The organism is Eubacterium ramulus (assembly GCF_045002895.1).
Classification (GTDB): Bacteria; Bacillota; Clostridia; order Lachnospirales; family Lachnospiraceae; genus Eubacterium_I; species Eubacterium_I ramulus.
The window spans coordinates 3,256,499-3,275,379 of record NZ_CP173382.1 but is presented as its reverse complement, the minus strand read 5'-3'; the positions used below and the strand labels follow the sequence as shown (position 1 = coordinate 3,275,379).

Annotated in this window: 17 protein-coding genes and 1 pseudogene; 1 reads left to right on the top strand and 17 read right to left on the bottom strand. The window is 42.5% G+C overall.

Annotation, left to right across the window (positions count from 1 at the left end):
* Positions 1–13: 13 nt before the first annotated feature.
* From uvrB to ACIRUQ_RS15065, 11 genes are all read right to left on the bottom strand, one after another.
* Complete coding sequence (gene uvrB / locus ACIRUQ_RS15115) at positions 14–2,002, bottom strand: excinuclease ABC subunit UvrB (RefSeq protein ID WP_055290336.1); 1,989 nt, start codon at positions 2,000–2,002, stop codon at positions 14–16.
* Between the two features lie 335 nt (positions 2,003–2,337).
* Positions 2,338–3,630 (bottom strand): site-specific integrase, encoded by a 1,293-nt coding sequence (locus tag ACIRUQ_RS15110; RefSeq protein WP_021739056.1) that lies wholly within the window; start codon positions 3,628–3,630, stop codon positions 2,338–2,340.
* 2 nt (positions 3,631–3,632) lie between these two features.
* Positions 3,633–4,850, bottom strand: coding sequence for a site-specific integrase (locus ACIRUQ_RS15105; protein ID WP_055290337.1), 1,218 nt, complete (start codon positions 4,848–4,850; stop codon positions 3,633–3,635).
* Positions 4,847–5,074: a helix-turn-helix domain-containing protein gene (locus ACIRUQ_RS15100; protein ID WP_055290338.1), complete on the bottom strand. Its 228-nt coding sequence runs from the start codon at positions 5,072–5,074 to the stop codon at positions 4,847–4,849. The genes ACIRUQ_RS15105 and ACIRUQ_RS15100 overlap by 4 nt, the downstream gene beginning before the upstream one ends.
* Positions 5,075–5,224: 150 nt before the next feature.
* Entirely contained in the window at positions 5,225–5,746 is a 522-nt protein-coding gene (locus ACIRUQ_RS15095; protein WP_055290339.1) for a type II toxin-antitoxin system PemK/MazF family toxin, read from the bottom strand.
* A gap of 593 nt (positions 5,747–6,339) precedes the next feature.
* Entirely contained in the window at positions 6,340–6,810 is a 471-nt protein-coding gene (locus ACIRUQ_RS15090) for an RNA polymerase sigma factor (RefSeq protein WP_055290340.1), read from the bottom strand.
* 420 nt (positions 6,811–7,230) lie between these two features.
* A complete protein-coding gene (locus ACIRUQ_RS15085) occupies positions 7,231–9,711 on the bottom strand; it encodes an ABC transporter permease (protein WP_055290341.1) in 2,481 nt (826 codons plus the stop codon).
* Positions 9,708–10,382: an ABC transporter ATP-binding protein gene (locus ACIRUQ_RS15080; protein WP_055290342.1), complete on the bottom strand. Its 675-nt coding sequence runs from the start codon at positions 10,380–10,382 to the stop codon at positions 9,708–9,710. Before ACIRUQ_RS15080 ends, ACIRUQ_RS15085 begins: the two co-directional genes overlap by 4 nt.
* A gap of 67 nt (positions 10,383–10,449) precedes the next feature.
* Positions 10,450–11,583, bottom strand: a complete 1,134-nt coding sequence (locus ACIRUQ_RS15075) for a HAMP domain-containing sensor histidine kinase (protein ID WP_055290343.1) — start codon at positions 11,581–11,583, stop codon at positions 10,450–10,452.
* A complete protein-coding gene (locus ACIRUQ_RS15070; RefSeq protein WP_055290344.1) occupies positions 11,571–12,245 on the bottom strand; it encodes a response regulator transcription factor in 675 nt (224 codons plus the stop codon). The genes ACIRUQ_RS15075 and ACIRUQ_RS15070 overlap by 13 nt, the downstream gene beginning before the upstream one ends.
* 45 nt (positions 12,246–12,290) lie before the next feature.
* Entirely contained in the window at positions 12,291–12,473 is a 183-nt protein-coding gene (locus tag ACIRUQ_RS15065) for a helix-turn-helix domain-containing protein (protein WP_055290345.1), read from the bottom strand.
* 104 nt (positions 12,474–12,577) lie between these two features.
* Between ACIRUQ_RS15065 and ACIRUQ_RS15060 the strand changes: the two are divergent.
* Positions 12,578–12,751: pseudogene (locus tag ACIRUQ_RS15060) on the top strand (multiprotein-bridging factor 1 family protein); the annotation flags it as partial.
* Between the two features lie 438 nt (positions 12,752–13,189).
* Here the strand turns inward: ACIRUQ_RS15060 and ACIRUQ_RS15055 are convergent.
* The 6 genes from ACIRUQ_RS15055 to vanR form a co-directional block, all read right to left on the bottom strand.
* Entirely contained in the window at positions 13,190–13,606 is a 417-nt protein-coding gene (locus ACIRUQ_RS15055) for a sigma factor-like helix-turn-helix DNA-binding protein (RefSeq protein WP_055290346.1), read from the bottom strand.
* A 464-nt stretch (positions 13,607–14,070) separates the two neighbouring features.
* Entirely contained in the window at positions 14,071–15,312 is a 1,242-nt protein-coding gene (locus ACIRUQ_RS15050) for an ABC transporter permease subunit (RefSeq protein WP_055290347.1), read from the bottom strand.
* 1 nt (position 15,313) lies between these two features.
* Complete coding sequence (locus ACIRUQ_RS15045) at positions 15,314–16,201, bottom strand: ABC transporter ATP-binding protein (RefSeq protein ID WP_055290348.1); 888 nt, start codon at positions 16,199–16,201, stop codon at positions 15,314–15,316.
* 139 nt (positions 16,202–16,340) lie between these two features.
* Entirely contained in the window at positions 16,341–17,405 is a 1,065-nt protein-coding gene (locus ACIRUQ_RS15040) for a sensor histidine kinase KdpD (protein WP_055290349.1), read from the bottom strand.
* Positions 17,406–17,418: 13 nt separating this feature from the next.
* A complete protein-coding gene (locus ACIRUQ_RS15035) occupies positions 17,419–17,928 on the bottom strand; it encodes a VanZ family protein (protein ID WP_055290350.1) in 510 nt (169 codons plus the stop codon).
* Between the two features lie 16 nt (positions 17,929–17,944).
* Complete coding sequence (gene vanR / locus ACIRUQ_RS15030) at positions 17,945–18,640, bottom strand: VanR-ABDEGLN family response regulator transcription factor (RefSeq protein WP_070103968.1); 696 nt, start codon at positions 18,638–18,640, stop codon at positions 17,945–17,947.
* Between the last annotated feature and the right edge of the window lie 241 nt (positions 18,641–18,881).

Genomic DNA, 18,881 nt, shown 5'->3' with positions numbered 1-18,881 from the left:
GTTCTGTTGCAGTCTATGAATCAATTTTTTGCAGCATTTTCTTCAGTTCCACCATCTGGTCACGCAGCTGGGCTGCTGACTCGAAATTCAGTTCCGCCGCAGCTTTCTTCATCTTTTTCTCCACATCCTGAATAAGCTTCTCCAGTTCTTTCTTACTCATAGATTCCGGATCTTTCTTCAGCTGCATCTCCTCCCTCGCAACCTTCTTGGAAATACTGATCAGATCCCGGACAGATTTCCGGATCGTCTTCGGTGTAATACCATGTTCCTCATTATATGCCATCTGAATTGCACGGCGGCGCTCCGTCTCATCCAATGCCAGACGCATGGAATCCGTAATCGTATCTGCATACATGATAACATGACCTTCACTGTTTCGCGCCGCACGTCCGATGGTCTGAATCAGAGAAGTTTCAGAACGAAGAAATCCTTCCTTGTCCGCATCCAGAATCGCCACCAGAGTAATCTCCGGAATATCCAGCCCCTCTCGCAGAAGGTTGATTCCAACCAGTACATCAAACACATCCAGACGCAGGTCCCGGATAATTTCTGCACGCTCCAGCGTATCAATATCAGAATGCAGATATTTGACCCGAATACCGATCTCACGCATATAATCGGTCAGATCTTCTGCCATTTTCTTTGTCAGTGTCGTAATCAGAACTTTATGACCGCCAGATGTTTCTTTATTAACTTCGCCGATCAGGTCATCAATCTGCCCTTCCACCGGACGCACTTCCACATACGGATCCAGCAGACCTGTCGGCCGGATGATCTGCTCTGCACGCAGTAGTTCATGCTCCTGCTCATACACATTCGGTGTCGCAGACACAAACAGCATCTGATCGATCTTGCTTTCAAATTCTTCAAAATTTAACGGTCGGTTATCCTTTGCAGAAGGCAGGCGGAAGCCATAATCAACCAGTGTCGATTTTCTTGACTGATCTCCGGCATACATGCCCCGCACCTGCGGGATGGTGATATGAGACTCATCCACAATGATCAGGAACTCATCCGGAAAATAGTCCATCAACGTGTAAGGCGGAACCCCGGGTTCCAGTCCTGCCAGATGTCTCGAATAATTTTCAATACCGCTGCAAAAACCGGTTTCACGCAACATCTCAATATCAAAATTCGTGCGCTCTGCAATACGCTGTGCTTCGATCAGTTTATCTTCACTTTTAAAATAACGCACACGCTCTTCCATCTCTTTTTCGATCTCTTTCGTGGCCTCATTGATTTTTTCCTGCGGAACAACATAATGAGAAGCCGGAAAGATCGCACAATGCTCCAGACGGCTCTTGATCTCACCTGTCAGCACGTCAATCTCCGTAATCCGGTCAATCTCATCACCGAAAAACTCCACACGCACTGCCGTATCTGTATTATTTGCCGGAAAAATTTCCAGTACATCACCGCGCACCCGGAAAGTACCTCGATGAAAATCCATATCGTTTCTCATGTACTGGATATCAATAAGTTGCCGGATCACATCATCCCGGTCACGTTCCATGCCCGGTCGCAGAGAAACCATCATATTCTGATAATCCACCGGACTTCCCAGACCATAGATACAGGAAACACTGGATACAATGATAACATCACTGCGTTCTGTCAGTGCCGCAGTTGCGGAAAGACGCAGTTTGTCAATCTCCTCGTTGATGGCGGAATCCTTCGCAATGTAGGTGTCTGTCGACGGTACGTATGCTTCCGGTTGATAATAATCGTAATAGGAGACAAAATATTCTACTGCGTTATCGGGGAACATCTCCTTGAATTCTCCGTAGAGCTGTGCAGCAAGTGTTTTATTATGAGCGATGACCAGTGTCGGCTTTTGTAATTGCTGGATCACGTTTGCCATCGTAAAAGTCTTTCCAGAACCCGTAACCCCCAGTAAAGTCTGGCATTGGTTGCCTTCCTTGAAGCCTTTCACAAGCTCTGTAATCGCCTGTGGCTGGTCTCCGGTTGGCTCATATGGGGCTTTCAATTTGAACTCATTCATGGTAAATCCCTCCATTTGTGACTTTTACTATGACCAATATCAGCCAAAAATTCGTATCCGGATTCGTAACGAAAAGCTCATTTTTATGGTGAATAGATGTTGTTTTCACCTCGTTACGAATAAAAGTCACAAAACTGATTTTTGCGGATAAAACAGCACTCGGAAATACCTGATGATACCAGGCTCCGGTTCTGTCATATTTTTACTGTTTGTTCTTGTAACAGTCCCTATTATATCAGACATTTTTTTGAAAGTATATAGATGAAAGCAAGAAAAAAGTACAAATGTTCGATTCTCATTTGTACTTTTCTATCTTACTACTATTCTATTTTTTATCATGCTGCGTTGAAATATTCCTCCAGAATTAAGTCTATTTCAATCACTTCTGAATAATCATAATACTGATTTTTCCGCTCTTTTGGAATAACTTCTTCAATAAATGGTTCCAATACATCCAGACAGTCTTCTATGATTTCCTGCGTATCTCCATAGACATCTACTGATATGATTTCCTTAGCATGTCCCAATAAATGCGAAACACCTTTTGAATTAAAGCTATTCTTCAGCAAAATAGTTGCATAGGTATTTCTCAACTGGTGAAAATGAATATCAGGCAAATCCAAGGATTTCAACAAGTCTTTATAGTATTTCTGATGAAAACCTTTACTCCTTGGATTCCCATATGTAGAAGAACAAATATAATTCCAGTCCCGGAACTCTTTTGGTCTGCGTCTGCGGTTCTTCTCATAGGTTTTCCGTTCTTCCAGAATGGCTTCAAATACATAATCCGGTATTGGAAGTTCACGCACACCAGCAGGTGTTTTTGTTTTTATTTCCTGCTTTGTCAGCATCTTAGGTGCACAGTCTTCTGCTTTACTGTTTGGCTTCTTTCCCAACTGACGCTCGACTCTCAACGTCCTGTGAATGTAATCGACATCACTGTATTTCAGACCATTTATTTCACTTCTTCTAAGTCCCATCAATACCGCAAACAGAATTTGCATATGAATCGGTGTCTCCTTGCTTGCCTCGATCAACCGAAGCACCTGCGGAAGTGTCAATGTTTTCTTCTCGTCAATTTTCAGGACACGATACTCTGTCTTTTTTATTTTTTTCGGTAAATTGATTCCCTTCGCTGGATTTGTTGCCAGTACATTTTTGTTAAATGCATACTCCAATGATGTTTTCATGATCGTCCTGACATTTTTCGCAACTGATTCGTACTTTTCTGCAACTGTATTATATAATTTTCTGATATAACCCTGATTCAGTGTAGACATATACATTTTTCCAAGCTGTGGAACAATATAATTCCTAATGGCACTTTTGTAAGTTGTATATGTGTCGTCTGTTATTCGGGGACGCATAATATCTTCCAGCCAGAAGATCATAAACTCCTCTACCCGGATTTTCCCATACACAATATAGGTTCCGGTATGTAGCTGTCCAATGACTTCATCACGAAATGCATTGGCTTCTCTTTTGGTCGTGAATCCCGCATGTTGCTGCGTCTTTGTACTTTCGTCTGCAAACGTCAGCAACACACGAAATCCATATCCCTTTTTGATTGTTGTCACCGAATAGACCTTATATTCTACATATTTCTTAAAATCAAAGGTCTTATGCATGGCTATCCCTCCGTTCCGGTTTGTTGTGGTACAAACGTATTATTTACAAACGCAATAATCTTATCCTGCTCGTCCATAATCTCACAATAGTATTCATAAGTTGTATGAACGGAACTATGTCCTAACAGACCAGATATTTTAAACAAAGGAACTCCAAGCTCGATCAAAATGGTCGCAAACATGTGTCTGAGTCCATGTACAGTGATATTAGGCAATCCATTTCTTTTACAGATTTTTGTGAGTGCCTGATTCATTGCTGTCAGCGAACGTGGTTCACCGTTTTCCTGACAAGATACATAATCATAATCCTTGTACGCTACCCCCATATCTGCTTTACGCTTATCAATTAACTGTTGTCTGTGTTTCACTTCCCGCATCACTACTTTCGGAACTCTTAATATCCGATAACTGTTCTCGGTCTTTGGATTCCGTTCAATAACTGCATATTCCGTAACCGTAAATTCTTTTTCTTTCAGTTTCAGGTTTCCAACAAGCTGTCTGCTGATTCTGACGGTCTGTTTTTCAAAATCAAAATCCTGAAATTTCAATCCAAGAATTTCTCCTTTTCGTAATCCACAAAACAGTCCCAGTAAAATTTCCAGATACCAAGGATTCTTGCTGGCAGCTTCAAGAAAAACCTTCAATTTTTCTTTGCTTAATACCCTTACCTTTGGTTTTGCTCTCGGATATGGCTTTGTCTCAGGCACTGGATTATAGCTTATGAACTTATCTCCTGCTGCATCTTTCATGGCGATACTCAGAAGTTCCCGCCCCTTATTTCCTGCTGAAGGACAGATTTTTGCAACACGTTCCAGTAGAGCATCTAAATACTCTACTGAAATGTATTTTAATTTGATATCTGCTTCCATACTCGGAAGAATCAGATTATATAACGTATATGCTCCAACCATCCTCGTGGTTGTCTCAATTCTCGGACTAAAAATATTTTCAAACCAATATTCCAGATAATCTCCAAGCATTACATCTGTCTTTTGCATTTTTGCAATCTGGAGATCTCTCTGCTTCTTCTGGTATCTTTTTTCATATTCCCAGTAACTTTTCTCTGCTTCTTCCGGCGTTTCAAAGCCACCTTTTTTCCCATATTTTGTCGTCAGATCGTCCTGCAGCTCTTTGGTTCTGTGATACCATGATTTTCCTTCAAAAAAGACAACTCTCTTTTCCTTTGACATTGTCTCCTGCTGCGTTTCTTTCTGTTTCATTCTGCTCTCACTCTTTCTCTCTCCTCGTCTCCATTCAGCCACTTATCAAAAGAATTGCATGGGATACGATACGATCTGCCAATCTTCAACACCCGGAATGGTTTTCTGTCATAATAAACATTTTCTATAAATTCATATGCCTTGGAGCATCCCAGCCCAAGCAAATTTTGAACATCTTCTACTTTATATACTTTCTTTTCCATTTCATTCTCTATCATTGCCATGACGTTATCCTCCTCGTCCTAATCTTTGCGCTTTACTACCGGTAGTTTTTAGCTGTGTAACATCTAAAAACGGTACACCACTAAGATATCCATTTTCGTCTACATCGTCCAATGTGCGAATTTTCAAATCGCACACTTGACTTTTGCGTGTTACTTGTTCTTTCTTCCTATATAATAGTCGTACCCATTCCGGACATTGCAGAACATACATAATTCCTTATATCGCTGCTCCGGATTCACCCGCCGGATATAATGTCCCGGCACCTCATAAAAATTGCCTGCACATACTCTACACAAGCTCACGACTAACGGTTTTTCAATTATCTTCGGTATCCCGGTACTTCTTCGGATTGCTTTATTGATTTTCTCCATTTCAGTACGATCTAAGGTACACACATAATTTTCCAACCGTCTTTTATCTAAAGTTCTAAGCTGCTCCAACAGCACTACAGAATCCTTTTCCAAACCTTCCATTTCCGGGACTGCAATGTGTGTCGGCAGTTTCATTTTTTCTTTACTAGTAATTGCTGCCACGATCACTGTCGGACTGTATTTATTTCCTATATTATTCTGAATCACCAGCACCGGACGATAACCGCCCTGTTCACTTCCAAATACAGGATCGAGGTCGGCGTGATAAATATCCCCACGCCTGACGTTTCTATCTTCCATCTTTGCTTTATCTCCTCTCGACTTTCTAACTGTTGTTATCCCTAAATATGTAAAATACAAGCCTATTTGTCCGCGACGTCCCGACTTGTAATTGGGAAATCATCAGACGGCTGACTGCTAATCAGCTCCACAGGATTTTATTTAAAATAAATATATGGGATTGGGATTTTTCCTCTCCAGGGATCTCCTGAAGCTGCCCTCACTTGTTGCGGCATCAAAGAAATATTTTGTATACACGACTTTATGACCGGACAGGAGTATCATTATGCCTGTTGTCTGTCATCGCCCTGTCAGAAGCAATCTGACAATTATAACCAAATATTTTTCGCTCAACAGTCTGGACAATACAACCTGAAACCAAAAGGAAGTATACGGGTGGGATTTCGCTGTCTTTACCCAGCCTGTGTTATGGCGTATTTGTTAATGTGGCTTACGCTCATCACGATAACAACAGGAATGTGCCTGATGAATGTATATGAATTTGTCAAGGTTCTTCCCGCTCCCCAGTCTTTTCGTGACAAAAGAAGAAACAGGTGGATCAAAATATTTCTCTTTCCACCTGTTTCCTCACTTAAACGCTATTTTTCAACCCACTATCTCAAAATCTTTTTCAAATTTCTGATTGCTGCTTTTACAGACTTTGCTACCATCTGAAAAGAGCAGCCTTCTTCCTGTGCAATCTGCTCATAATTCTTATCTTCAAAATAATACTTCATCAATCGTCTTCTCTGAATTTCCGACAACTGCTGAATTGCACTATGTAAACGTTCCGCTTCCAGTTTATTCAGAACAGTATCCTCTACACCTTCCTCTTTCTGAAATACCCGTTCATATAAACTGGAATCCCAGATTTCTGACTGTTCCAAATGCCTGTCCACAACATTCATATGCGACACATCCTGCAATTCAAACGCATTAAAAGCTTCATATACATTCTTTCCTATTTCCAAATCCTTGTACTCTTTTTCACCATTATGAAATGAAACATAATATTTTCCGTCCTTCTCATAGATTTCATATGGGTTATATTTATCTTTTCTTCTTTTTGGCTGTCTGCCTTCCATGTCCTTTCCTCCAATCTGAATTTTTTTAAATTCAGATCAGTAGGCGGGGCACGACATCGATATATTGTCCGAGTATTTTCTAAAAATTGGAAACAAAAAACGCCAGATTTCCGCGATGGAAAACTGGCGCGCCAAGAACAGCCATTATTATACTGAATTACATGGAACGATAATGCCGATGCAATGTTATACTTGCCAGGAGGAGGAGCAATGCTTTTTTTAGCTGATGCAGTTCACGAGAATGATGAAATAATAAAATGGACACGGTGATACCTCCTCGGATGCCGCCGTGTCCTCAAAAAAGGGCGACTTTAATACACCCTCCGTAATCCAATTTTTCAAAAGGAAAACGGCGGCCTGAAATGCAATATTTTCAAGTCGCCGTCATCTTTGCAAAGCCGGACGGCTTTTGCTCAGGTGTTATTCGATATTCTCAATTGTTTCAACAATGTTCATTTTTGCAATAGAGTGCAGCGGGATCGCCGTTGCCAGCAGACAGGCAGCAACAGAAACCACAGCAGCCTCTATAATCGCAATAACGGGAACGGCAACCAGTTGTAAGGCATCCGTCTTTGCAGCCCCGACAAAGATACAGCAGACATAGCCCAGCACTGCGCCAATCGCAGAGGCAAAGATAGCGTAATAGGCACCTTCCCACAAGAATGTTTTATAAAGGCTTGCGGCACTCATGCCAATAGCCCGCTGCATACCAATTTCATTGACACGTGTATGGATGTTGCTGTAAACGGTGTTTATGATATTCAATATGCCAATGATGCCAATAAAGATAATCAGTACCCAGCAAAGCATTTTGATTTGTTCAAAACTCTCTGCCATTTCATTGCTGCTTTCAAGGTAAGAAAGCCAGTGAGCACCCGGATATTTGCTACACCAATCATCCAATATACTTTCAAAAGAATTCGTATTTACGCCATCCTGCAATGTCAAATAGATTTCAGAATAGGTATCATCCTGCATCAGCGAGCAATATATTTCTTCGTTCACGATAAGTTGCACACCGTTGGTGAAACCTTCATTGTTGATTGTAATAGGAGTATCAATTATCCCTATCACACGAAGCGCCCTGCTGCCCAACTGGATCGTATCACCAATAGAAAGCTCCGTATGCTCCACAGGCGTATCCCCGTAAGAAAAGGGAATAGGATTTTTGACAAGGCAGCCTGTTCCATTATTTAGCGCCTGCTTATCCTGATCAGAAAGATTGGGAGCGTAGATTTCTAATAGCCCATCGTCAATATTGACAAGCTGAAAAGTTTCGTGGTTCTGCACGGACAAATCTGTTTCAAAGGGAAGTTCGTCACCAGCACCCGGCGTAAATACAGAAAGCCTGACAGTGGAAATGTCTTTTACAGTGTCGTTTGCCTCCAATGTGCTTATAGCTTCTGCCGGAATACCTGATGTTTCATTTGTAACAGCATAATCGCTGAAATACATATCCTGAATCGAACTGCTGGCATCAAGCAGCCCAGTAAAGCTCTGCAGAGCGACAAAGACGGTAATGCTCATAACAAGAGACAGTATTGTAAGAAGCGTCCTGCCACGCCCGCGTTTCAAATTGAGTCTTGCATAGTAGGCTTCAAAATTGTAGATTTTGTGATTTCTTTTTCTGCGGCGTTTGATCTTAACAGACTGGCCAGACATAGCAACTGTCGGGGATACACGCGATGCGTACCAAGCAGCTGGAAAGGCAGCCATTAGCGCAAATAAAAGTGTGACCGCAATACTTGCAAGGAGCATGGGGAATTTTACCGCACTGGCAGCGCTGATTGCTTCGTTTAATTCGGAAACACTATTTGCCATGAATATATCAGGATTGAGAACACCCGTAGCAGCAATTAGCGTAGCCTTTGCTGCTAATGTGCCAAGTACCAGCCCAATCGGAATACCGATTCCGCAAAGGATCAGGAGCTGCAAGGAAACAAGACGATAGATTTGTCCACGCTCTCCGCCGATTGCACGAAGTGTTCCATATTCTTTAATTCGTTTTGTAATGGAAATTTTTAGAATATTATAAATTACCAGTCCAGCTGCAAACAAAACCAACAAGCCTACCAAAACACACGCCACCGTCATAAAGGAAAAACCTGCACCAGCATCACTATTGGATGTCTCATCATAAGAAATACCGACAGCATCAAGAAGAATCCAGTTATATTGGATATACCGATCCTCTACATCCAAGTTCTTCGCAAGATCATAAACGATGCTCTGAAAGTTTTTCTTGTCATGAGTCTTAAAGTCAGTAGAATAAAGCAGATATTCTTCTGGTAATAGTTTTTCTGCGGTTCCGTTTCCTACAATTCCTTCAACTGTACCTGTTGAATAGCCGATATAGCTGCTTTCAAGAATACCCGTTAATATGAATTTTCCGCAATATTCAAATTCAGGAAGTGAACCATCCATAACAGATACGCGCATATCCAAAGAAACGGTATCTCCAACCGCAGCATCTAATCCAAGATACTTCAAGCTATCCTCTGATAATGCAATTTCACTTGCTTTCTCCGGCAAATTCCCCTCTTTTATCTTGCTGATTGCTGGGTACATCGCCAAAGCGTTATCATGATACTCTCTGAGATACAAGTTCAGGCTGCTATTACCAAGGGTTGTGCTGCCTACAAAGACGGTATCTCCTACATCATATACTCGATCATCCTCGTGGAGTTTCTGTGCTTGTTCCCTGCTGAGTTGATGAAATGTTACATATCGGTTTCCGTTTAGGCTCGCAGCCTGCTCTATTCTCATAGACTGCAAAATTCCAATGGACTGACCAACAACGGTTGTTATGATCGTTGACATGATAACTGCAATCAGGATTAAAGTCGCTGTAATTTTTTGCGTTTTTAGTTCTTTCCATGTAAGAGCTAAATAGGATTTCATCTTACTGTCACCTCCGAAAGCACTCCGTCAATGATGGTAAAACGACGCTCTGCCATTTCTGCAATATGAGGGTCGTGAGTAATGACAATAAGTGTCTTTTTCATTTTCGCCCGAAGATCACAGAGCATTTCCATAACCTCGCTGCCGCTTTTGGTATCAAGATTTCCTGTCGGCTCGTCGGCGAAGATGATGTCTGGCTTTGCGATCAGAGCGCGGGCGATTGCCACGCGCTGCTGCTGCCCGCCGGACAGTTCATGGGGCAGATGGTTCAAACGGCTGTCGATCCCTAAAAAGGCTGCGATCTCCTGTAAATAGGCATTGTCCGGCTGGCGCTTGTCGAGAAGCAGCGGCATGATGATATTCTCCTGCGCTGTCAGCACCGGGAGCAGATTGAATTGCTGGAAGATGAAGCCGATCTTTTGGCGGCGGAACGCCGATAACTCCTTGTCACTGCCGTGATGGATGTCGGTATCGCCATACAACACCTTGCCGGAAATTGGCGTATCCAATCCGCTGATGATGTGAAGCAGCGTACTTTTGCCACTGCCTGACGGCCCCATAATGGAGATGAAGTCACCGGAGTGGATTGTCATATTTGCATGGCACAGCGCAACGACTCTGTTCTCGCCTGTACCATAGATTTTGGAAACATCGTTTACTTGAATATCCATGAAAAAACTCTCCTTATCGTTTTGATAAGGAGAGTATAAAAGGGAAATCTCAAAAAACTCTCAAGAGTTACGAGATTTTCAAAATTGCGGATGCAACAGCCCCGGTATTGGTATTTGCAATTTTCAAAGCACCTCCGTGTTTGTGGCAAAGAAGATCACAGATATAAAGTCCCATGCCCAAATGCTCTGCTTCTTCTGTACCCTTACGGAACGGTTGAATGCCATTTTTCAAAAGATCCGTCGGAAATCCATCACCATCATCCGTAACTTCTAATATCAGATTTTCACCTTCTATGGTAAGTTTTACCGCGACATTCTCTTTTGCAAACCGCAGAGCATTTGTTGTGAGATTTTCAGCAATTTGAAACAACATTCCTTTATCCAAAGAGACAGTGCCACATACAGACAGGCCATGAAAGCGAAGCTGCTTACCATATTCGGTTATAGAAAAGCCAAGAGCTTTTTCCAAATCTGCACTCAGGGCACCGGTGTCAAAAAGAGCTTTTTTCGGCTGAACTTGCTCCAACCGTTGAACCTTGCTCATAGTTTCTACATAGCGTTCGATGCGTCCTGTATAGGCATCTATACGCTCAAGATCGTCCATAAGCTGCGGTGTGTTGCCGGTGCCTGCACAGTGTTTTGCCATTTTCACTGAGCCTTTCAGGACTGTTATCGGATTTCGGAGATCGTGGGCGAGCGCCGCATTTAACCGTTTCCGTTCTTCCGTTTGTCGCCACAACTCACGGTTGCTGTTCAAAAGTGATTGCCGCATGGTTTCAAACGTGACACAGAGCTGTCCCAGTTCGTCCTCGGACACGGCCGGAATGATAAAGTCCAAGTCATTCTGCATCATGCGATTTGCACCATCCATAAGAATAGCAAGTGGCTCTTTCAGCTTACAGCGATAGAACAGAGATGCAGTTAATATCAAAGCGACAATGAAGAATAGCATCGGCAAAACGAACTGAAAAATGGCCAACGCATTTCTAACTGCGGTTGCTCCTGCTACCGGTTCCGGAAACTCTGTCTTTATTGTGGAATCTGCTCCAACGATAATTTGCACGCCAGATGGGGCAAATACTGCACTCAATTTTGTGCAGCCCACAAAAACAACAGCCGAAAGGCTTAATGCCAGCAATAGGTTGATGAGCGTCAGCGTGAACAAGGACTTTTTCAGGCTCATATTTTTTATCCATTCCATTTGTAACCCACCCCCCAAACTGTTTCGATATAACTGTGATGCGACAAGGCAGTAAACTTGCTTCGAATTTTTCGGATATGCTCCATAATGGTATCACTGTTGCCTTCGCCATCAAGTCCCCACACAGCTTCATAAATCCGTTCCCGGTCAAATACCTGCCCGGCGTTCAGTGAAAGCAGCTCCACAATGTCAAATTCTTTTTTTGATAAGTTGACAGGCGTTCCGTTGATAAATACCTCCCGTTTGGAGTAGTCGATCACCATTTCAGAGAAAAAGCGGAGTTCGGATTGCCCCTGCTTTCTGTTTTCCCGCCGCAAGTGTGCAGCGACCCTTGCGCCTAATTCATCAATGTCAAACGGCTTTATGATATAGTCATCCGCTCCAACCTGAAACCCTTTGATCTTATCGGCGGTTTCTATTCTGGCCGTCAAAAATAAGATGGGACAAGAAATGTGGCTGCGGATTTTCTCGCATACGATAAGTCCGTCCATGCCGGGCATATTGATGTCCAGCAGCACAAGATCAGGATGGCAAGCCGCCTGTTTCAATGCTGTTTCGCCATCATACGCCGTATAGACCACAAAGCTCTGCATTTCAAAATAGCTTTTCAGAACATCAACGATGCCTTTTTCATCATCAACGATGAGTAGCTTTTCGTTCACAAATCAACGCCTCCTTTTGCAAGCATATAGTATCGCATGAAAATCTCAAAAATTTCTCAACTTTTTCGTTCTTCCATCAACAGGCTTTTCAGCGTCCTTTGGTATCAACCACATACGGCTGAATTTTGCAACACCCGGTATTCGGTTTTCTTCGCACAGCTTTTGAACCCGTCGTTCGGAAATGCCCCACTTTTTTGCCGCTTCTGGGGCAGAGATATATTCAAACATTTTGCTATCCTCCCGTAAAAAATCCTTTGTCATTATTATATACGGTTAGACGAATGATAGCAATACCGAGATATGAAATATAAAATGTATGTGGGTGATGTTGAATGGCAAAAGTGAAAGACTGCCCTGGCTTTGAAACCTTCGGTGCGGATGTAAAAGAAGCACGGAAGGCGAAGAACCTTGCACGAAAAGATTTAGCCGAAAAGGTGAACATTGATACCAGGTATCTTGCCAACATTGAAAACGAGGGCACGATCCCCAGCCTGCCTGTGATAATCTAGTTGATTAAAGTCTGCTGACTTTTCATCCCTTTCAACCCCTTACAAAAATCGGCATAATCAAGCCTATTGACCGGTATAATAACAGGTCTCCGCTGGCGCGGCTGTCATAACTCCGCAGCACCGTTCGTATCGTGCGCCGCAGGGTTCCCCCCCAAGTCTATGGCGGGCCGTGAGGAAGTATCTTTAAGCCCCCATGCAGTCATCGCGTCCCAAAGTGCCACTCCCTGGGTTCCAGGTTTACGCTAATCGCTCAAGACAGCCCTATTCATCACCTCCTTAGCTGTGTCCATCTTGGCGGCACGCCTGATTCGCTCGTACATGGGTTATGTACCAGAAATGCCGTCTATTCTCTTGTCAATGTGCCTAAGAAGGGGAAGGTTGTCCTTCTAATTACACTGACAAAAAATCAGTAAAACAGGCGTGTGCAGGAAAAACTTAGCGAAAAAGTTTAGAAAGATTTTTCAATCCTCGGCGGATGCTGTCTCGAACGCGACTGACATCCACTTTCTCGGCTTTGGCAATCTCAATCGGCGTCATTCCCAGATAGAACCGGGCATATATCCGCTTAGCCTGCTTGTCCGGCAGTGTCATTACCGCAGCATAGAGTTGATCCCGCAGCTGTTTGTCCTCCATGACTTCTTCCAGTGTCTGCGGCTTCAACAGCACCGCATTTTCAATGCCATTCTCGCAATCCAGAGAATACTGTGCTTTATAACGATACATCTTTCGCTCATACGCAGCCTCCGCACGTTCAGCTGCCCGAATAGTCTCCATTACTTCCTCTGTCACATCTACAAAAAAGTCTGTCACATAAACATCAGGATAAAGTTCCCGAAGGTTAATTTTCTTCATTATGTACCTCCATTTCGATTCACGGGTGATTGACGGGTGAATCGAATGGAGGCGGAGACCGACACCGGCAGACAACCGGGTCATCTCCGAAAAAATGGCAACAAAAAACGCCAGATTTCCGTGGGGGAAAACTGGCGCGCCAAGAACAGCCATTATTATACTGAATTACATGGAACGATAATGCCGATGCAATGTTATACTTGCCCGGAGGAGGAGCAATGCTTTTTTAACTGATGTAGATCATGTGAGCTTTGAAAAAGCAAACGAAACACGGTAAATCAACCTCCAATCGGCTACCGTGTCCCTGCAAGTCGTCATTGATTTGTGTAAACGCAAAGAAACGGCGGCTCTGGAAATCAAAGCCGCCGTTTCATAGGCGCGTGAAAATGTGTCTGCTCTGCGACGGCTTTTTTTCTTTTGCCGTCGCGCGGCAGATAACCTATTCGTTCTATTCTGAATTTCTTTTATGCTACCTGATGTCTGCAATAGGAATGAATCGCCAAGAATGTAAACACAAATAATTCAATTCCTGCCGAAATCAAAATAACATGCGGTGTCCAGAAACTCATTCCACCGATATTCAGGTAATTGAAATCTGCAAGCTGAGAAAGGAAATTGTTCTGCATACCAATTCCGGCAGATGGAAGTATGGTAGAGAGCCATGTTGCTCCCATCGCCACATAAGCAAAAAGCGGCATGAGAAGAACTACAATAGAGATCAGCAAAACTGTCAATGTGTCTTTACATTTTGCAGACAGGAACAACGTACAGCTAACCGTTGCTAATACAGAAAGTAAGCCCGCTGCTGCGAGAATTATCTGCAACTGCCCCAGATTGATGTTTGGCAGATTAATGATAGAGTATCGCATCTGAAACGATGTTTTTAAGCAATCCGTCCCGAACGCTGCATCTAAAATCAGAATGTGTACCGTGATCCCGACAAGGAAAGTAACAACGAAAAGTGTAAATGCCGCCAGAATTTTGGTAATTGCTAATTGTTTATGCCCATATTTGGTGGTTCGCAGGATGCTATCACCGCCCGTTTGATATTCTCCGGCGAAAGTAGGTGCTGCGATTGCCACACACAAAATAGCAAGGAACAAAATATAAAACTCAATATAATCAAATGCATCTTTAGAAATTCCAGAATGAAGATAAAATGGCGTATCAAGTTCTGAATATTTTTCAAGAGCTTTCTGCTGTGCGGTTTCGTTTTCTCTTTGCTCATTCCGCATGACATCCTGTAAATGTTCTGCGCACTTTTCGTAATAGGCTCCGTCAATGTCATTCGGGTCAATATCCATTAAATCAGCACCAATGCCTGTTGATGGATCAGCAAACGCTTCGGACAGACCCATCAGCAAGTGACGGAACGGGACGATTTTTTCAATATATACCGTCAGAGGAAAGCCATCTTCCTCGACCGGCCCATATTCTCGAACGCAGCTTTGATAAGTTTCCAAAGCCGATTTGATCCTATCCGGGGTCACTTCACCAGCGGATGTTTTATATAAATCTTGTTTGTACTTGATAGCTGCCAAGCCATCTAATTCTGTAACCGTGCCATCTTCGTTTGGACGGTTAATACCCTCAAATGAAATAGGCAGGTATGCCATGGCTACGGAAAGCAAAAGTGCGATTGCAAGTAAAATCATGGTACGCCGTGACTTCAAAATACGTTTTAGTTCAAGTCTAAAGAGCCGCATATTATCTGTCCTCCTTTTCCAAGTCTGTCTGCGGGAACAACCACAGATACAGATCTTCCAATCGTGGCTCCGTTGTAACAGACCCATCAATTTCCGAATGTTCGGACAGATAACGAATAGAAACCTGATTGTGATCTTCGCCTCGCTGATTGATAATGCGCAGCCGCATTTCACATTCCGGCAGCTTTGAGGTCGGAATTATGCAATTCCAAACCTTGCCCTCAATCCGCTTGACAAGTTCTGCGGTAGTTCCGACATCAACAATTTCTCCGGCTTTCATAATTGCGTTGCGCATAGAAATATATTCTATGTCAGATACGATATGGGTGGAAATCAACACGATTCGATCATGCGAAAATTCGGAAATGAAATTCCGCAGACGCACGCGCTCTCCGGGATCAAGTCCTGCTGTCGGTTCGTCCATGACAAGTATCTCCGGGTCGTTCAACATAGCCTGCGCAATACCAACACGACGCTTCATGCCGCCTGACAGATTGGAGATTTTTTTCTTTTTCACATCGGAGAGCGAAAGAATGTCCAACAAATAATTGATCTTTTTGGTAGTTGCCCTTGTAGGAATATCTTTCAGCGCAGCCATATACTCCAAATAATCTTTGACCGTAAAATCCCGGTGATACCCAAAATCCTGCGGTAGAAAGCCAAACTTGCTTCGGTAGACTTCACCTAACTCTCGAATGTCTTTTCCGTCATAGTAAACCGCTCCGTTGGTTGGTGTCATAATATCAGCAATCATGCGCATGAGCGTGGTTTTCCCTGCACCATTCGCCCCCAAAAGTCCCCAAACGCCGGGAGTCAACGTCAGATTGACATCATTTACTGCTGTTTTGTCTTTGAACTGCTTGCTTAAATGCTCTATTTTCAGTTCCATGCTTACACTCCTTTCTTTTGCTTCAGCTGAACAATAAAAAGCCCTTGTTCGATATCATTGTACCGAACAAAGGCTTTTCAATCTCAAAAATCACACGCTTAAATTCCTAAGTAATTCCTAAGATCACATTCTTATTTTCCTAAGCGGAAAGGGGTAATGTAATCACAAAGTCTATGGTTTCATTTTGACTGGATGCAGTAATCTTTCCACCATGTAAATGTATAATTTCTTCCGCAATAGAAAGGCCAAGCCCCGCACCACCTGTATTAGAAAGCCGAGCATCATCCAAGCGATTGAATTTTTCAAATATACTGTTAAGCTGTTCCTGTGGAATTGTTTTTCCACGATTTTCAAAATTGATCTGTATATCATGCTCTAACCGTTTGGCGGATATAGTAATCTCTGTCTGCGGGTAGCTATATGACGCTGCATTTCGTAAAAGGTTACTGAAAACTCTCGCCAGCTTTTCGGGATCAGCGTTCACAGATAAGTTGTCCTCCGCAGTAAATACCGCCGTGTTGCCATTTGCAGAGAGTGTCGGGTATATTTCATCTATTACCTGCGCAATCAAACAATGTAAATCTATATTTTCTTTTTTGATAATGACCGTATGTGCATTGTACTTGGTAATTTCAAAAAGTTCATTGATGAGCTTTTCAAGGCGTTCTGCCTTATTCAACGCAACTTTTACATACTTTTCCTTTTGCTGTTCAGGCATGTCAGGGGCTTCATGGAGCAGGCTCAAATAGCCGATTACCGTTGTGAGAGGGGTGCGTATATCATGTGCCAGATACATAATAATTTCATTTTTCTTTTCTTCTGCCTGCTTTGCAGCCCGTTTGCTCAACAGAACAGACATTTTGATTTGATTGAGTTGTGCCTCCAATTCTTTCAGTGGGTCAGACAATGATACGGTATGATTGTTCTGCTCATAGACCGTTTGGGTCGCATCAATTACTTCATCCAGATAGCCCCACGGCTTTTTCCAATAGTAATTGAAAATACATACAAAGCCGATCATCAGATACAAAATAAAAAGCAGATCGAGCCGCCAGTAGAGCCATGCAAAAATACCGTTGTCAAATTTTGAAAAGATGTAGTCCAAGATAAGGGTCAAACCATATCCAACAACGGTATAAACCAGCAATGATAGGTATAAGCGCACTTTAAGGCGCTTTTCTGTTGTCATTTCTTTCTTCGACATGAGAATACACCTCCTACCGATTAGCAAACAGAAGACAGCCAAGTAGGCCAATCACGACAACACTTACTATGCCTGCCAGAATGGAAAACAGTCTGTTTGCTTTTATTCTATTTCCGATTAACCGGGCTGCCATCGAATATACAGCAAGCCCCAAAAGACCACCTGCCGTATTTGTGAGTACATCAGTAATATCAGAACGTCCGACTGCTAAGATATACTGCATAGTTTCCAATAAAAAACTTGTTCCAGCAATCAGCATGAACTTCACATATAATTTTGTTCTTGGCAGAAGCATTTGAAGATAAATACCCATAGGAACAAAAATCAAGAAATTTTCGAGTACCTCTGTTAAGTGAAATGCTGCTCCAATTTCCTTGTCATAGTGAAAAGGAATAAGGTTTATACTCCTTACTTTATCCAGATCACTGATTGAAAACTGTAGTTTGAACAGTATGATCCAAACCAGAAGTGCCAGATAAATTAAGAATAAAATAGTTGCCAAACAATTTGATTTTCTCTTCATAGCGTTCTCCTTTCGCTTAAATTTTGTAGCCGACACCCCAAATCGTTTTAATATACTGCGGAGTATCGGAAGTATCGTTCAGTTTCTCGCGCAGATGCCGGATATGCACAGTAATTGTGCTGCTGTTTTTAGAGTAGTATTCATCTTTCCAAACCGCATGAAACAGTTCCTCAATGCTTACAACATTTCCAGCACTTGACAAAAGGACGTGGAGAATAGAAAATTCTGTCGGGGTTAGAGAAACAGGTTCCCCATCCAACAAACATTCGTGGGTTTGAACATTCAAGCACAATTTGTTATAGGAAAGTTCCGATGGAACTTTCTCTGTGATGATACCGGGCGAATATTTCTTGTAACGTCTTAACTGCGCTTTCACTCTGGCAACTACTTCAAGTGGGCGAAAAGGTTTTGTCACATAATCGTCCGCGCCCAATGTCAGCCCCGTTATTTTATCCGTTTCCTCAATTTTAGCCGTTAGCATTATGATTGGATAAGTGTATTTCTTTCGGATAAGCTGGCAAAGTGAAAAGCCGTTCATATCCGGGAGCATAATATCCAGAATGGCAAGATCAATGTCACCGCTTTCAATACACGACAGGGCATCCGTTGCGCAGTAAAATTTATAAACGACGTAATTTTCGTTTTTCAAGTAGACCTCCAACAGATCCGCTATATCTTGCTCGTCATCTATAATCAATATCTTTTCAGACATATTTTCAACTCCTTTGCTCATATATCCAATTAAGTATAGCAAATACAACATCTAAATTCACAATGGATTGCCTGAGAAATTATTAAGGTTTTCCTAATTTCTGAATTTAGACAACAAAAAAATCACTGAAACTTATTTCATATTTGATGTTTTTATGCACTATACATCCTCTAACATAATACATTATAGTTCTCTACTTATTGCAATACAAGGTTAGCAAGATTATTCCTCAATATAAATC

What these genes read in the sequence shown, in the direction of transcription:
- uvrB (WP_055290336.1), bottom strand. Translation starts at nt 2,002, where the DNA reads ATGAATGAGTTCAAATTGAAAGCCCCATATGAGCCAACCGGAGACCAG.
- ACIRUQ_RS15110 (WP_021739056.1), bottom strand. Translation starts at nt 3,630, where the DNA reads ATGCATAAGACCTTTGATTTTAAGAAATATGTAGAATATAAGGTCTAT.
- ACIRUQ_RS15105 (WP_055290337.1), bottom strand. Translation starts at nt 4,850, where the DNA reads ATGAAACAGAAAGAAACGCAGCAGGAGACAATGTCAAAGGAAAAGAGA.
- ACIRUQ_RS15100 (WP_055290338.1), bottom strand. Translation starts at nt 5,074, where the DNA reads ATGGCAATGATAGAGAATGAAATGGAAAAGAAAGTATATAAAGTAGAA.
- ACIRUQ_RS15095 (WP_055290339.1), bottom strand. Translation starts at nt 5,746, where the DNA reads ATGGAAGATAGAAACGTCAGGCGTGGGGATATTTATCACGCCGACCTC.
- ACIRUQ_RS15090 (WP_055290340.1), bottom strand. Translation starts at nt 6,810, where the DNA reads ATGGAAGGCAGACAGCCAAAAAGAAGAAAAGATAAATATAACCCATAT.
- ACIRUQ_RS15085 (WP_055290341.1), bottom strand. Translation starts at nt 9,711, where the DNA reads ATGAAATCCTATTTAGCTCTTACATGGAAAGAACTAAAAACGCAAAAA.
- ACIRUQ_RS15080 (WP_055290342.1), bottom strand. Translation starts at nt 10,382, where the DNA reads ATGGATATTCAAGTAAACGATGTTTCCAAAATCTATGGTACAGGCGAG.
- ACIRUQ_RS15075 (WP_055290343.1), bottom strand. Translation starts at nt 11,583, where the DNA reads ATGGAATGGATAAAAAATATGAGCCTGAAAAAGTCCTTGTTCACGCTG.
- ACIRUQ_RS15065 (WP_055290345.1), bottom strand. Translation starts at nt 12,473, where the DNA reads ATGTTTGAATATATCTCTGCCCCAGAAGCGGCAAAAAAGTGGGGCATT.
- ACIRUQ_RS15055 (WP_055290346.1), bottom strand. Translation starts at nt 13,606, where the DNA reads ATGAAGAAAATTAACCTTCGGGAACTTTATCCTGATGTTTATGTGACA.
- ACIRUQ_RS15050 (WP_055290347.1), bottom strand. Translation starts at nt 15,312, where the DNA reads ATGCGGCTCTTTAGACTTGAACTAAAACGTATTTTGAAGTCACGGCGT.
- ACIRUQ_RS15045 (WP_055290348.1), bottom strand. Translation starts at nt 16,201, where the DNA reads ATGGAACTGAAAATAGAGCATTTAAGCAAGCAGTTCAAAGACAAAACA.
- ACIRUQ_RS15040 (WP_055290349.1), bottom strand. Translation starts at nt 17,405, where the DNA reads ATGTCGAAGAAAGAAATGACAACAGAAAAGCGCCTTAAAGTGCGCTTA.
- ACIRUQ_RS15035 (WP_055290350.1), bottom strand. Translation starts at nt 17,928, where the DNA reads ATGAAGAGAAAATCAAATTGTTTGGCAACTATTTTATTCTTAATTTAT.
- vanR (WP_070103968.1), bottom strand. Translation starts at nt 18,640, where the DNA reads ATGTCTGAAAAGATATTGATTATAGATGACGAGCAAGATATAGCGGAT.